The sequence below is a fragment of the Sheuella amnicola genome (assembly GCF_010499255.1).
GTDB classification, from domain to species: domain Bacteria; phylum Pseudomonadota; class Gammaproteobacteria; order Burkholderiales; family Burkholderiaceae_B; genus Zwartia; species Zwartia amnicola.
Genome location: NZ_JAAGRN010000002.1, coordinates 50887 through 65174, shown reverse-complemented (window position 1 = coordinate 65174; position 14288 = coordinate 50887). Strand labels below are relative to the sequence as shown.

Annotated in this window: 13 protein-coding genes; 11 read left to right on the top strand and 2 right to left on the bottom strand. The window is 49.3% G+C overall.

The window, feature by feature from the left end; translation table 11 throughout:
* Positions 1-6 precede the first annotated feature (6 nt).
* Genes G3I67_RS02855 through G3I67_RS02845 form a run of 3 tightly spaced genes read left to right on the top strand, consistent with a single transcriptional unit; the run spans position 7 to position 3257 of the window.
* Positions 7-1785 carry a branched-chain amino acid ABC transporter ATP-binding protein/permease gene (locus tag G3I67_RS02855; RefSeq protein ID WP_203583530.1) on the top strand — a complete coding sequence of 593 codons (1779 nt, stop codon included), beginning with the start codon at positions 7-9 and terminating at the stop codon, positions 1783-1785.
* Entirely contained in the window at positions 1778-2482 is a 705-nt protein-coding gene (locus tag G3I67_RS02850; RefSeq protein ID WP_163651486.1) for an ABC transporter ATP-binding protein, read from the top strand. Before G3I67_RS02855 ends, G3I67_RS02850 begins: the two co-directional genes overlap by 8 nt.
* A gap of 1 nt (position 2483) precedes the next feature.
* Positions 2484-3257: an SDR family oxidoreductase gene (locus G3I67_RS02845; protein ID WP_163651485.1), complete on the top strand. Its 774-nt coding sequence runs from the start codon at positions 2484-2486 to the stop codon at positions 3255-3257.
* Between the two features lie 3 nt (positions 3258-3260).
* On the opposite strand, the gene G3I67_RS02840 is transcribed toward G3I67_RS02845, so the two are convergent.
* Complete coding sequence (locus G3I67_RS02840; RefSeq protein WP_163651484.1) at positions 3261-3971, bottom strand: FadR/GntR family transcriptional regulator; 711 nt, start codon at positions 3969-3971, stop codon at positions 3261-3263.
* A 185-nt stretch (positions 3972-4156) separates the two neighbouring features.
* On the opposite strand from G3I67_RS02840, the gene G3I67_RS02835 reads away from it, so the two are divergent.
* The 8 genes from G3I67_RS02835 to G3I67_RS02800 are packed head-to-tail and all read left to right on the top strand — an operon-like array spanning position 4157 to position 13049.
* Complete coding sequence (locus tag G3I67_RS02835; protein WP_163651483.1) at positions 4157-4954, top strand: shikimate dehydrogenase family protein; 798 nt, start codon at positions 4157-4159, stop codon at positions 4952-4954.
* A 1-nt stretch (position 4955) separates the two neighbouring features.
* On the top strand, positions 4956-6551 hold the full coding sequence (locus G3I67_RS02830) for a GMC family oxidoreductase (protein ID WP_163651482.1): 1596 nt from the start codon (positions 4956-4958) through the stop codon (positions 6549-6551).
* Entirely contained in the window at positions 6548-7336 is a 789-nt protein-coding gene (locus G3I67_RS02825) for an SDR family NAD(P)-dependent oxidoreductase (RefSeq protein ID WP_163651481.1), read from the top strand. The genes G3I67_RS02830 and G3I67_RS02825 overlap by 4 nt, the downstream gene beginning before the upstream one ends.
* Before the next feature lie 50 nt (positions 7337-7386).
* A complete protein-coding gene (locus tag G3I67_RS02820; protein WP_163651480.1) occupies positions 7387-9576 on the top strand; it encodes an alpha-ketoacid dehydrogenase subunit alpha/beta in 2190 nt (729 codons plus the stop codon).
* A gap of 12 nt (positions 9577-9588) precedes the next feature.
* Complete coding sequence (locus G3I67_RS02815; protein ID WP_163651479.1) at positions 9589-10815, top strand: 2-oxo acid dehydrogenase subunit E2; 1227 nt, start codon at positions 9589-9591, stop codon at positions 10813-10815.
* 16 nt (positions 10816-10831) lie between these two features.
* Complete coding sequence (locus tag G3I67_RS02810) at positions 10832-11569, top strand: SDR family NAD(P)-dependent oxidoreductase (protein ID WP_311197037.1); 738 nt, start codon at positions 10832-10834, stop codon at positions 11567-11569.
* Between the two features lie 8 nt (positions 11570-11577).
* On the top strand, positions 11578-12033 hold the full coding sequence (locus G3I67_RS02805; protein ID WP_163651478.1) for a GNAT family N-acetyltransferase: 456 nt from the start codon (positions 11578-11580) through the stop codon (positions 12031-12033).
* A 23-nt stretch (positions 12034-12056) separates the two neighbouring features.
* On the top strand, positions 12057-13049 hold the full coding sequence (locus G3I67_RS02800) for a calcium:cation antiporter (RefSeq protein ID WP_163651477.1): 993 nt from the start codon (positions 12057-12059) through the stop codon (positions 13047-13049).
* On the opposite strand, the gene G3I67_RS02795 is transcribed toward G3I67_RS02800, so the two are convergent.
* Positions 13035-14246, bottom strand: coding sequence for a transglycosylase SLT domain-containing protein (locus G3I67_RS02795; protein ID WP_163651476.1), 1212 nt, complete (start codon positions 14244-14246; stop codon positions 13035-13037). The two genes, G3I67_RS02800 and G3I67_RS02795, sit on opposite strands and share 15 nt — an antisense overlap.
* Positions 14247-14288 lie beyond the last annotated feature (42 nt).

Below are 14288 nucleotides of genomic sequence, written 5' to 3'. Positions count from 1 at the left end.
ATAGTGATGAATATTTTTAATCCCAGGGTGTATGTCACCTTGATCGCGATGGCTTTGCTGTTGGTTGTGCCAATCGCGTCGAATTCACCCTTCGTTTATCACATCTTTGTGCTGCTGTTTATTTTTGCGGCACTTGCAACAGCATGGAACATCGTCGGAGGGTTTGCGGGTCAACTCTCGCTTGGGCATGCGGTTTTTTACGGCATTGGTTCGTATGCTGCCGTATTGTTGATGATGCAGTTTGGCGTTTCGCCATGGATTGGCATGTTGTTAGGGGCGCTGATTTCCGTTGTGGTTTCTGTTTTGATCAGTTACCCTTGCTTCCGCCTGCGGGGACCATTCTTTGCATTGGCGACGATCGCAGTGCTGGAGGTGATCAGACTTGTTGCCATCCACCAGAAAGACCTGACTGGGGGCGCGGCCGGATTGGCGCCACCTCTTAAGCGAGGACTCGAATGGATGATGGTTCGCGAAAAGTGGGTGTACTTACTGATCGGGTTCGGCTTTCTTGTCCTGACGATGCTGGTCTCCCAGATGATCAAGAATTCGCGTCTGGGCTATTACCTAGTCGCCGTACGTGAAAGGGAAGATGCTGCATTGGCTGTGGGCATTAACCCGGTTAAGGTTAAGCTGATCGCTGTCATGATCTCGGCCGCATTGACCAGTGTGGTTGGTAGCTTTCATGCCATGTATCTTGGTTTTATTGACCCATCATCGGCGTTTTCTCTTGAGCTATCGATTCAAGTTGCCATGTTTGCGTTGATTGGAGGACTGGGTACTGTATTTGGTCCTTTGGTCGGTACCGTACTGGTATTGCCGATCGCCGAGTTGGCGCGCGGATGGTTGGCTGACTTCGGTAATGGTTTTCATGGCCTTGTGTATGGCGTTGTTTTGGTTATTGTCGTATTGACAATACCCAAAGGCTTGGTGGGGCGTTTTGGCCTGGCATTTGGACGTTGGGTCGACTCACTACCAGGAGGACGTCGTCAAATTTCGGCGGTTACTACAGAATTTGCATTGCCTAAAAAGAATGATTCCAAAACCATTGGCGAACCGATTCTGGTAACAGATAATCTGAATCTCTACTTTGGCGGTCTCCATGCAACAAACAACGTGTCCTTGTCGTTGCATGAGGGGGAAATCCTTGGGGTGATTGGTCCAAATGGCGCCGGTAAGACGACAGTGTTTAACCAGTTGTCTGGATTTTTACGTCCCAATAGTGGCGATATCAGGGTGCGTCTGCCGGACGGCAAATGGACATCGCCCACAAACCCAGTGGAGTTTGCAAAAGCCGGAATCGGCAGGACATTCCAGATTGCCCAGCCATTTGCCGATCTGACGGTAATGGAAAATATCATGTTGGGCGCGTTCATGAACACAAGCTCTCCGTCCGAGGCGGCCTCAATCGCCCGCCAGGTGGCGCAATTGACTGATCTGACTCCTCTGTTGGAGATTCGCGCCAAAAATCTGACTGTTGGTGGCATGAAGCGTCTCGAAATGGCACGTGCCCTTGCGACCAAGCCGCGTGTTTTATTGTTGGATGAAGTGTTGGCCGGGTTAAATCCCGCCGATGTTTCCAAAGCGATTGAAATCATCCGTCGCGTTCGCGATTCCGGAGTGTCCGTCCTGATGATTGAGCACATCATGCAAGCCGTGATGCAGTTGTCGGATCGCGTGGTTGTGATTAATTCAGGCAGCGTATTGAAAGAAGGTGCCCCGCGCGATGTGGTGAGCGATCCTCGAGTGATCGAAGCCTATCTTGGTAAGGAATATTCACATGCTTAAGTTGCAAGGGGTTTCTGCCGGTTATGGCGGCACCGAAATTATTCGTAACATCTCGCTTGAAGTGAACAAGGGCGAGGTTGTTACGATCGTTGGCGCGAATGGAGCCGGCAAGACAACAACGCTGCGCACGATATGCGGCATCGTCAAACCCACATCCGGAAAAATCGAATTCGAAGGTCATCAGATCAATGGATTGGGCTCGGATCAGATTGTGAATGCCGGAATCACGATGATCCCGGAAGGTCGGCAACTTTTTCCATTCATATCGGTAAAAGATAATTTGCTCATGGGCGCATTTAAAAAATCAGCTCGTGGCGTGGTCGATCAACGCATGGAAGAAGTTCTCGAGATTTTCCCTCGTGTGCGTGAAAGGCTTGGTCAATTCGCCGGCAGCTTGTCCGGTGGAGAGCAGCAAATGGTTGCGATTGCGCGCGGCATGATGGCTAATCCCTCTTTGTTGATGTTCGATGAGCCATCGCTTGGACTGTCTCCATTGCTGGTATCGCAGGTGTTTGACGTGATAGATCGTATCGTCGATATGGGCATGACCGTGCTGATTGTCGAACAAAATATCGTGCATACGCTGAAAATCGCCGATCGAGGCTATGTGCTTGAAAACGGCGAAATCACAATGACCGGTACAGGCAAAGAATTGCTGGAGAATCCGCACATCAAGAAAGCTTATTTGGGGATTTAACATGACGCCAAATCGTCATCAGGGTCGTACAGTTCTTGTCACGGGCGCCGCGAGCGGAATAGGCGCCAGTATTTCCCGGCAGTATGCTCAGGAAGGCGCAAAACTTGCGGTTGTAGATGTCAACGCCGAAGCTTTGGAAGCGCATTCGGAGTCACTGCGCGCACTGGGTGCGGATGTGGCCTGGGCGACAGCGGATGTATCGGATTATGGACAGTGTGCTAGTGCGCTTGAGCAGCTGCGTCGCGCTTTGAGTAGTGATATGGACACGTTGATCAACAATGCGGGCATATCTCCTAAGGTGAACGGTAAGCCGGCAAACTTCTGGGAGATGGATCCTTCGGAGTGGATGCGGGTTGTGGGAGTCAATCTGCACGGCGCATTCAATTGGTCAAGACTCGTTGCTCCATCAATGGTGGAACAACGTTTTGGCAGCATCGTGAATATGTCCTCTGTTGCCGCCAAATTTTTCGTGTCTTTCACTGCGGCGCATTATGGAACAACAAAAGCAGCTTTGATTGGCATGACACGTGATCTGGCCGGCGAATTGGGTCCGCATGGAATTACGGTCAATGCGATTGCGCCTGGTCGCATCAACACGCCATTAATGCGAACAGCATCCCAAGCGACTAATGACGCGATTATTCAGGAGACCGCTTTGCGAAGATTGGGCGATCCCGAAGATGTCGCAGAGATGGCCTGTTTTTTAACTGCGCCCGAGAGTCGATTTGTGACAGGCCAGGTTGTCGATGTGGCGGGTGGCTGGCTGATGACCTGACAGTCAGGACTTGAGGTATTTAACAAATCGCTTTTCCGCATTTTCCAGATGGGTGCGTGCGGCGAGTTCGGCAGCGATGGGATCGCCTGCCACGATAGCGTTGTAAATAGCCTGATGCTCGGCTTGAACGGCTTCAATCAGGTTGGTGTGTCTGGTTTTAGTATTGCTGCGCAAGCTGCGAATCATCTTGCGGGCAGTGTGCTCCAGATGTTGACTCAATGTCTTGAAATAAGGATTGTGAGTGGCCACAACTATTGCCTGGTGGAACTCGAAGTCTTCTTCATCGCCTAGGCGATCGCTGGCGATTGCGTACTCCATTCCAAGCAGGCAGCGTCGTATTTGTTTTAGATCTTCACTCGTTCGTCGTGCCGCCGCAAGGCGTGTTGCTGAAACCTCCACGGTTGCGATGAGCTCCATTATTTGTGTGACGGCAACTTTCTCCTCAATGTCGACCTTCTGGATTTTGAATCCTTCACGCGGATCCCTTTCTGTGACAAACACGCCGACGCCTCTTTTGATCGACACGACGCCTTCCGATTTGAGTCTAGAGATTGCTTCACGAATAACCGGGCGACTGACTGAGAATTGTTCGCAGAGATCCCGTTCGCTGGGCAAACGATCGCCGGGAGAGAATTTTTTTGCGTCGATCAATTGCCCGAGTTGCAGGGCTATTTCATCAGGCAGATGCAGGGCTGCTGTAGCTGGTTCACTCATGACTTCGGCGTTGCATATTCAAAATTCATATTACGCAATGATAAGCAATTGTCGCGGAAATATGGTGATCTGAGCGCTTAATAGGGAAAATACTGATTAAACTGGTAAGTCCACTATGTATACTGGTAATACCACCTAAATCAATTTGAGAAATGAAATAAATAATTAAAAGGCGGACAAAGGACATGAAAGAAATCACAGGTAAGACCAAGCTTTATGCAATTGTTGCGGATCCAATTCTGCAAGTTAAAACTCCTCAGGCCATCAATGCCTGGATCTCAAAGCACGATGTAGATGGTGTTCTTGTCCCTATGCATGTTTCCGCCTCCGGATTAAAGGCCTTGGTAGAGGGGTTGCGAGGCATGATTAACTTTGGTGGACTGGTAGTGACGGTTCCGCATAAAACGACAATCATCCATTTATGCGACGAGGTGTCACAAGCGGCCAAAATGGTGGGCGCAGTCAATATTATTCGTCGAGAAAGTGATGGCAAACTTCACGGAGACATACTTGACGGGAAGGGATTTGTCACAGGTCTTACGCGTCACGGTATAGAAGTGAAAGACAAGAAAGTTTTTCTTGCCGGTGCAGGTGGTGCGGCAAATGCAATTGCATTCTCGTTGTGCGAGGCGGGTATTCGCGAACTGGGTGTATATAACCGAACCAGTCCAAAGGTTGAGGATATGTTCGCACGCTTATCCAATGTTTATCCAAACATCAAAATGACTGTCGCCACTGCAAGTCCGAAGGGTTACGACTTGGTCGTGAACGCAACTTCACTTGGTATGGCTGAAACCGATTCGCTGCCCTTGAATGTCGATGATCTAGTGGCTGACCAGATCGTTGCCGAAATTATCATGCGCCCGGCATTAACCCCACTTTTGGCAGCAGCACAAGCAAAGGGTTGCAGGATTCAGTATGGACTACCGATGCTCGAGAGTCAGATTGATCTGATGGCGGAGTTCATGCGAGTGGGGAATTGAAATGGAACAGTTTGATTATGTGATTGTTGGCGGGGGAACGGCTGCCTGCATTCTTGCCAATCGTCTGAGTGAAGATGGTCGAAGCACGGTGTTGATGCTGGAGGCTGGAGGCGAGCCTCGCAGCATGTGGATTTCGATCCCAGCAGGATTCACTAAGTTGTTGAATGATCCTGTTTATAACTGGCGCTTTGAAACCAAACCGGAAGATAGCGTAATGGGCCGCACCATCGCTATTCCAAGAGGCAAAGGCCTGGGTGGATCCAGTTTGATTAATGGAATGATCTACGTGCATGGTCAGATGCAGGACTACGATGGATGGGCACAAATGGGTGCGACCGGTTGGTCCGGAAAAGACGTCGCACCATATTTCAAGAAATTGGAAACATATTTGCCCGGAGGAAATGCGCGCGGCAAAAAGGGGCCAATGAATATTGATCAAGTGGCCGAACGTTACCCTATCGCGTCTGCACTCATTGAAGCGGCGAAACAGGATGGGCAACCCATAGTCGAGGATTACAACGGGGGCGATCAGGAGGGGTTTGGTTACTACCAGGTTGCACAAAAAGAAGGTCGTCGCTGGAGCGTTTACGAGGGGTACCTTAAACCGGCATTGGGAAGACGCAATCTGACAGTTCGTACCAATGCTCATGTATTGAAAGTGAATGTTCACCAAGGCAAGTGCACGGGCGTCACATACCGAAAAGATGGAAGGGATGTATCAGTTCAGGCTAATCGTGAAGTTGTGATGGCGGCTGGGGCCATACAGACTCCTCAAATCCTTGAGCTTTCCGGGATAGGCAACCCGAAGTTGCTGCAAGAGTATGGTATTGCTGTTGTGCATCCTGCTGCGCGTGTCGGAGAAAATTACATAGACCACTTCGCCACCAGAATGAACTGGAGGGTGCGCAATACCCAAACGCTCAACGAGTTGGCGCAAGGCTGGCGTGTTGGACTTGCCGCTTTGAAATACTTCCTCACTCATAAGGGCATCTTGACCTTGGGCACCGGGCTTGTCCATGGCTTTGTTAAAACAAATCCCCATGTCGCCACTCCGGATGCGCAATACTTTTTTATGCACGCCAGTTATGCAAATGCCGCGATTCGTAAGCTGGATAATGCACCTGGTATGACGATCGGTGTCACCGGTTTGCGTCCCACATCACAGGGCAGCATTCATATCCAATCTGCCGATGCTTTTAAAGGACCGGCTATACGCCCCAATTTCCTTGCTACGCATGAAGATCGACAGACCTTGGTCGATGCAATGAAGGTCGCTAGACGGATTGCCGGTCGCCCTGCAATTGCACAATACATCGAACATGAAATGAGTCCGGGTGAGCAGGTCAATACCGATGAGGAATGGCTAAAGTTCGCCCGTGAAAATGGTCAGACCATATATCACCCAATTGGCACCTGTCGAATGGGGTCGGACAGCGAAGCAGTCGTTGATGTCAAGCTGCGCTTTAAAGGAATAGATGGTTTGCGCATTGTGGATGCATCGGTGATCCCCGCAATGGTTTCCGGTAATACTCAGGCTGCAGTGATGATGGTGGCCGAGCGTGGTGCCGATTTCATTCAAGAGGATGCGCGACGATGAGTAATGCATTCACGCAGTTTCCGGGACTTTCCGGAAAAATCGTGCTCAACACTGGGGCTGCCAGTGGTATTGGATTGGCGATGGCCCATGCGTTTGCCAGCCAGGGGGCGAACTTGATGCTTCTGGATCTTGATGCTCAAGGGCTGGCAAGCGTTAAATCCGAATTTGAAATTGCATACCCAGGCATCATCGTGGATACATTTGTTGGATCAATTAGAGATCCGATCGCGATTGATGACGCCGTTCAGAGTGCCGTTGCCCGATTCGGACGTCTGGATGTGTTACTCAATAATGCGGGCATTTCGATGAATAAACCTTCATTGGAAGTGACACCGGATGAATGGCGTAGAACGATCGATATAGATTTATCGGGAACATTCTTTTGTTGCCAGTCGGCCGCCCGTCAGATGATTAAAAACGGTGGCGGTGTCATTCTCGCCACCGCGTCGATGTGGGGAGTTGCTTCCTCGGCTCGCCGAGCTGCATATTGCGCCGCTAAAGCTGGAGTCGTATCGCTTTGCAAATCACTTGCTGTGGAATGGGCCCAGCACAACATTCGTGTCAATGCGATATGTCCCGGTTATATACAGACTTCCCTTGTAGCCGAATTGCTAAATCGGGGTGCTCTGGATGAAGAGTCCCTTCGTCAACGTACTCCTTTGGGGCGACTCGGAACGCCCGAAGAAATTGCTCAGACGGCACTTTATTTGTCGTCAGATTTGGCCAGGTTCGTGACCGGCCATGCGATGGTGGTTGATGGCGGTTGGACCGCCAACGGCTACTGATCGATCACTTCAAAATCAAATCGTCATAAAAATAGAACTCAGGATCGTTTATGTCTGAAACCACGCAATTGAAATCCGCGGCTAAATGGGTCGCGTTGACAACAACAGAACAGGATTGGAAACGAGCGGATCCTAAATTGCTGGGTACGATTCTTACACAAATGCATGTCATTCGCGTGTTTGAGGAAACAGTTCTGGAGTTGGCCGCCGAAGGCCTGGTGCACGGCCCAGCTCACTCCAGCATTGGGCAAGAGGGTGGCGCCGCCGGATCGATTGTCGGATTGACTGATCGGGATCAGGTTAACGGCTCGCATCGCGGCCATCATCAATTTGTTGCGAAATGCTTGTCCTATCTGGCTCCGGATGGACTTGATCCCTTCAAGCCGCTATCCGCGCCGATTCAAGAGATGCTTCAACGCACATTGGCCGAAATTCTTGGCCTATCCCCCGGGTACTGCAAGGGACGAGGAGGCTCGATGCATTTGCAATGGCTTGAAGCCGGAGCCTTAGGAACGAATGCGATCGTAGGTGGGGGCGTCCCTTTGGCGGCGGGATCTGCTTGGGCAGACAAGCAATCCGAAAGCGGAGGGGTGGCTGTTTCGTATTTTGGAGACGGCGCGATCAATATCGGATCTGTGCTGGAAACCATGAATTTGGCATCAGCATGGAAGCTGCCATTGTGTTTCTTTGTAGAAAACAATGGTTATGCAGTTTCAACTACAGTGGATGAGGCAACAGGCGAGCCAAGACTTGGCGCTCGCGGGCAAGCTTTCAATATCCCGAGTTGGAGTGTGGACGGGATGGATCCTTTGGCCGTACATCTGGCGATGCAACAAGCGCTCGAGCATATGCGGTCTGGCAAGGGGCCGACAATCATCGATGCACAGGTCTATCGCTACTTTCATCAAAACGGACCGTTTCCGGGGAGTGCATTCGGTTATCGGACGAAAGAAGAAGAGGCAGCATGGCGCAAGCGAGATCCGCTTGAACTGGTTGCGCGTAAGATGCAGGCTCGCAAACTCATCACCGCAAAACAAGTCGATGCATTACGAAGCGGAATTCAAGCATTGATGAAGCAAGCGGTGCAGGCTTTGATCGAAGATGATCCAGAAGGTAAGCCGGGAAAAAGAAGGATCCGTCCGGAACTTTGGCCGAGCCCCGATTTTTGTGACGTAGGTATACGAGGCGATCTATCCGAGTTCCATGAATTTACCAAGCCAGATGAGCTAGCCATAGCCAATGCAAGTCAACCACGCAAATTTATCGATATTGTGGCTGATGTCATGCACCGACGCATGGAGCTTGATCCAACCATCGTTGTGATGGGAGAGGATGTGCATCGTCTCAAGGGCGGAACAAATGGTGCGACTCGCGGCTTGAAGGATCGTTTCCAGGATCGCGTGCTAGGTACGCCAATCAGCGAATGTGCCTTTGCGGGCTTGGGCGGTGGAATGGCGATGGATCGTCGTTATAAGCCGGTTGTCGAGTTTATGTATCCCGACTTCATGTGGGTGGCAGGCGATCAGGTTTTTAACCAGATCGGAAAGGCTCGTCATATGTTTGGGGGAGACCATCCGGTTCCGTTTGTGTTGCGAACCAAAGTCGCAATGGGTTCGGGATACGGTTCACAGCACTCAATGGATCCGGCGGGAATTTTTGCGACCTGCCCAGGATGGCGAATTGTCGCACCTTCATGTCCGATTGATTATGTCGGATTGATGAATGCAGCGCTGCACTGTCAGGATCCTGTATTGGTTATTGAACACGTCGATTTGTATAACAGCACGGCTGCCGCTCCTGTCGGGGATTTGGATTTTATATTTCCGCCGGGCAGGGCGGCACTTCGTGCGCAAGGTAACGACTTGACGATTATTTCTTATTTGTCGATGGTGAACCATTCACTTGAAGCAATCGAGCAAACGGGAACTAGTGCCGATGTGATTGATTTGCGATGGCTTGATCGCGCCTCGATCGATTGGGGCACGATTGAAGCGAGTATTCGTAAGACCAATGCAGTCATGATTGTTGAGCAGGGCGCGTTGGGTACGTCATATGGAGGCTGGCTCTCGGACGAAATTCAGCGTCGCTATTTCGATTGGTTGGACGTGCCGGTACAGCGCGTAACCGGCAAAGAGGCAGCGCCAAGTATTTCGAAGGTGTTGGAGCGTGCCGCCTGTGCAAGGACAGAAGAGGTCGTACAAGGGATACGGCGTGTGAAATCCGAGCAAGGTCGAGCATAAGGAATACATAACATGGCAACCATTATTCGAATGCCTGAAGTCGCGGCCAATGCGACACACGCGACTCTGGTTTCTTGGAGCAAGAAAGAAGGGGATGAAATTTCCAGCGGGGAAAGCATTGCCGATGTCGAAACTGAAAAGGCAATCATTGAGCTCAATGTTGAGGCACAAGGCACCGTTGCAAGATTGTTGGTTAACAATGGGACCGAAGTCGCAGTTGGCGTGCCAATTGCAGTTTTAATCGATGCAGGCGAATCTGTTGCAGATGCAGATCGGATATTACAGTCCACACCGGAGAAAAACGCTTCTGCGACTTTAGTTTCGGATCCTGAGCCACGTGGTAGTCAAGCGAGTCAGCGAGTTTTCTCCAGTCCTGTTGCCCGGCTACTAGCCAAACAGCACGGACTCGACTTGAATTTGATTGTTGGCAGCGGGCCTAATGGACGCATCGTCAAATACGATGTGTTGCGGGCGATTCAAAATGACGGGGAAAGCAACATTTCATCCGTACCTGCCAGAATTAAGGGATCAGACACTCTAGAGCATTCAGCTCAAGCGGCTTTTTCGGATACGCCCCATACCAATATGAGACGCACGATTGCCCGGCGTTTGTCGGAGAGCAAATCCACTGTGCCCCATTTTTATCTGACAGTCGAATGTCGCATGGACAATCTGATTGCCTTGAGAACCGAGATCAATACTACGGCGCAAGTAAAAATTTCAGTCAATGATTTTATCGTCCTGGCTGCGGCCAGAGCGTTGCGAGATGTTCCTAAGATGAATGTGTCTTGGACCGAAGCGGCGATACGCGAATATCACCAAGTGGACATTTCGATTGCAGTCTCGACGCAGGCAGGGCTGATTACCCCGATCTTGCGCAATGTCAACAGCAAGAGTTTGTCTCAGATCAGCTTCGAGATACGTGCATTGGCCGATCGCTCAAAACAGGGACAACTGCGTCCTGACGAGTTTCAAGGTGGATCCTTTTCCATCAGTAATCTCGGGATGTATGGAGTTGATGAGTTTGCCGCTATCATTAATCCTCCCCAGGCGGCAATTCTTGCTGTAGGCGCAGTTAAAGCGCAGCCGGTAGTCAATTCTTCAGGCGTGATTGAGGCCGGCCAGATTATGCGCTGTACACTTTCCGTTGACCATCGTGCCGTAGATGGTGCATTGGCTGCTACATGGTTGGCCGCATTCAGGCGCTACATTGAATCACCTAGCATGATGTTGATTTAATCAAGGACAAATAATCGTGAGTGAATTTAAAGACAGAGTGTTGTTGTTGACAGGAGCCAATGGTGGAATTGGCCGAGAAGTCGCCCGCCAATTTTATAAGGCGGGCGCTCATCTGTTGTTGACTGATCTTGATATCGATGGTCTTAAGGAGTTTGCCGCGACGTTGAAAGAAGGGACAGGAAAAATAATCTGTATGAGGATGGATTCAAATTCCACGACTGATGCGGATGAAGCAGTGAAGCTGGCAAAAGAGCATTTTGGAGGTATCGACTTTTTTGTACCTTCCGCAGGAATTTATATGGCCCATCCTGTCAGGGAAATGACAGATGAACAGTGGCGTCAGACTATCGCAATTAATCTTGATGGAGTGTTTTTTCTAACACGTCGCGTGATTTCGGCACTCAAGCCTAATAGTTCGATTGTATTTATCAGTTCACTCGCCGCGCATAGAGGGGCGTTTTACAATGCTCATTACAGTGCCACCAAGGGGGCTTTGTTAAGTCTGGCTCGGTCCCTTGCGCGCGAATTGGGTCCGGAAACACGAGTCAACGCAGTTTCTCCGGGTATTATCGACACACCGATGGCCTCGGATCTCATTAGGCAGCGCGGGGAAGCTTCAATTACGCAAACACCTTTGAAGCGTGTCGGACAACCGCAAGAGGTTGCTTCAGTCATCAAGTTCCTGTGTGGCGATGGGGCAAGTTTTGTTAATGGTGAGACGATTCAAGTTAATGGTGGTCTTCATATGGAGTGAGGTTTGTCATGCCAATAAGCATTCGCCTTGCAGGATCTGATGATGTAGCCTCGGTTGCTTACTGTGTATGTCGGGCCTTTATCCATTACATCCCCCGTATCGGAAAGCAGCCTGGTCCTATGCTGGATGATTACAGGGATCTAGTAGAACAAGGCGTAGTGTACGTAGCCTGCGCTCAGCAAGAGGTGGTTGGTGCAGTTGTTCTGCTCGAAACAGATGAAGGATTTTGCATCGAGACGATCGCAGTATCACCGCAAGCGCAGGGACAGGGAATTGGATCGAAATTGTTGAAATTCTCTGAGATCATTGCGCAACAAAAGGGGTATTCATCAATTTATTTATCAACACATAGATTGATGCATGAAAGTCAGGCAGTGTATGCCCATGTTGGTTATGTTGAATTCGATCAGCGTATCGTCAACGGATATGATAGGATTTTTGTACGCAAGCAGCTTTTCTTGTAGATTCCGCTTCTCGAGACTGTGACATGATTTATTTATTGCTTGGACTATTGATTGTTGCGGTTGTTGCTGCGGTTCACTATGCAGAAGTCATCGCTCATAAAATTGGAGAGCCTTTCGGCACAATTGTATTGGCGATCAGCGTTACGATCATCGAGGTCTCCCTGATTGTCGCAATGATGTTGTCGGACTCTGAGGGCGCAGCCTATATTGCCAGGGATGCCGTTTTTGCCGCAATTATGATTGTGATGAATGGGGTGGTGGGCTTGTGCATATTCATCGGCGGGCTAAACCATCGCGAACTGGATTTTCGTATTGAAGGACCGAACTCGGCTATTGCTGTTTTGGCCGCATTAGCAACGTTTACTTTGGTTTTACCTGTTTTTGCGACAAGTTCACCGGGACCAACGTTTACGAATAGCCAGCTTGCATTTGCTGGAATCTCATCGCTTGTTCTGTATGGTGTGTTTTTATTTTTTCAGACAGTTTCGCATCGCGACTACTTTTTGCCCCAGATCGATCGATTGAAAACGAATCACATGGTTCACGCAACACCTCCAACCAACACTAAAACGATCATCAGCGCAATATTGTTATTAATTGCATTAGTCTGCGTGGTCGGGTTGGCAAAAGCCTTAAGTCCTTCGATCGAAAAGGCCGTTAATTATCTGGACGCCCCGCAAACTGTTGTCGGTATTGTCATCGCAGCCTTGGTACTAATGCCCGAAGGAGTCGCCGCAATTCGAGCTGCTAGAGCGAATAGATTGCAGACAAGTTTGAACCTTGCTTTGGGCTCGGCATTGGCGAGTATCGGCCTAACTATTCCGACTGTGGCCATTATCTCGGTATATTTTGATATGCCATTGAGTTTAGGAATTCATCCGGTTGGTATGGTTTTACTCATGCTGACCTTATTTGTCGGGCTCATCACGCTCGCACTCGGAAAAACTACCCTTTTACAAGGATTGATTCATTTGATAATTTTTGCCACTTATCTTTTCTTGTCATTTATTCCTTGAAAGATCATTCATCGCATAGGAATAAATGACAAAATACTTGAAGACATTTCTAACGTATGTCATCACGTTGACACCAAGTTTTTCGGCAGCAACGATTTCGACGTTTCCTAGCCATGCATCGGGATTAAATCCCTGATTTTTTGCAAACTTACGCAATCCGGCAATCGCATTTGGACCTGCGTTATATGATGCAATAGCAAACAGAGTTCTGTTTTGCGTGGTGAAATCAGCATCCGAAAAATATTGTTTCAACATAACGTCCATCAGTTTTGCCGCGGCGTGAATGTTTGCATCGACCTGATGAATGTCTCCAACTCCCATTGAACTTCCAGTTGAAGGCATCAATTGCATCACACCCACAGCGCCGCCCATGCCGGTTTGTACGGGGATTAATCCAGTCTCTTGATAACCTAAAGCTGCCAGCATGAATGGATCGAGGTTGAATTGTTTTCCGTACTTTTCGAAAATAGGCCAAAGTTTTTCAAAACGAGACCAATCCGGCTCATTTGTCGGATTTTTTAATGCACGCAGCTTGCTTTTGAATGAGTCTGTGCGAAAGGATCGCATGCCATCATTCGCAACCCACTCTTGTACAAATGACTCGATATCGATGGCTAAATCGGCATTGCTCTTATTTAAAGCCCATCCGATTGTGCCGGCATTTTGAAACGTGATATCCCTGTGAACCATGATGTTCGGTAGAACTGATTGCCACAGAACTGCTTTCCAGTCGGAAATGAATATTGCATTTATAAGACCGGCATTTACCATCTGCAGCATGTCTTCATCTTCTAAGCCTTGTGGCCAGGTTGAGAGTTTTATTGGACTTTTGCCTTCAGCAAGAAGATGATTGTTCCAATGCTTCAGGCCGGAGTAAAAACTTTCGGGGTACGCCGCACGCACTTCTAACCCGTCCAGACTGCTTATTTGATGCGTAAATCGATCGTCTTTGCCGGTAACGAGAATTTCTTTTAAAAGTATGGCGCTAGATTTAATAATTAAGTCAGTCGGCGCGTTTTCAAGATGCTCAATGTGGAATTGACCTAGCGCTATATCAGCCTGATCGTTTGACAGCGCAAGAAGAGTGTTTCCTTTAGGGACAGGAACGATTTGAACATTCAAAGATTGATGTTGGAGTTTATCCGCGTGACGAGACGAGAGCCATTTAGATAAATCCCGGGCAATCTCAATCGCCAAACCATAAGGCCTACCCGCATTGCTGAAGTACAGCGTTCGATC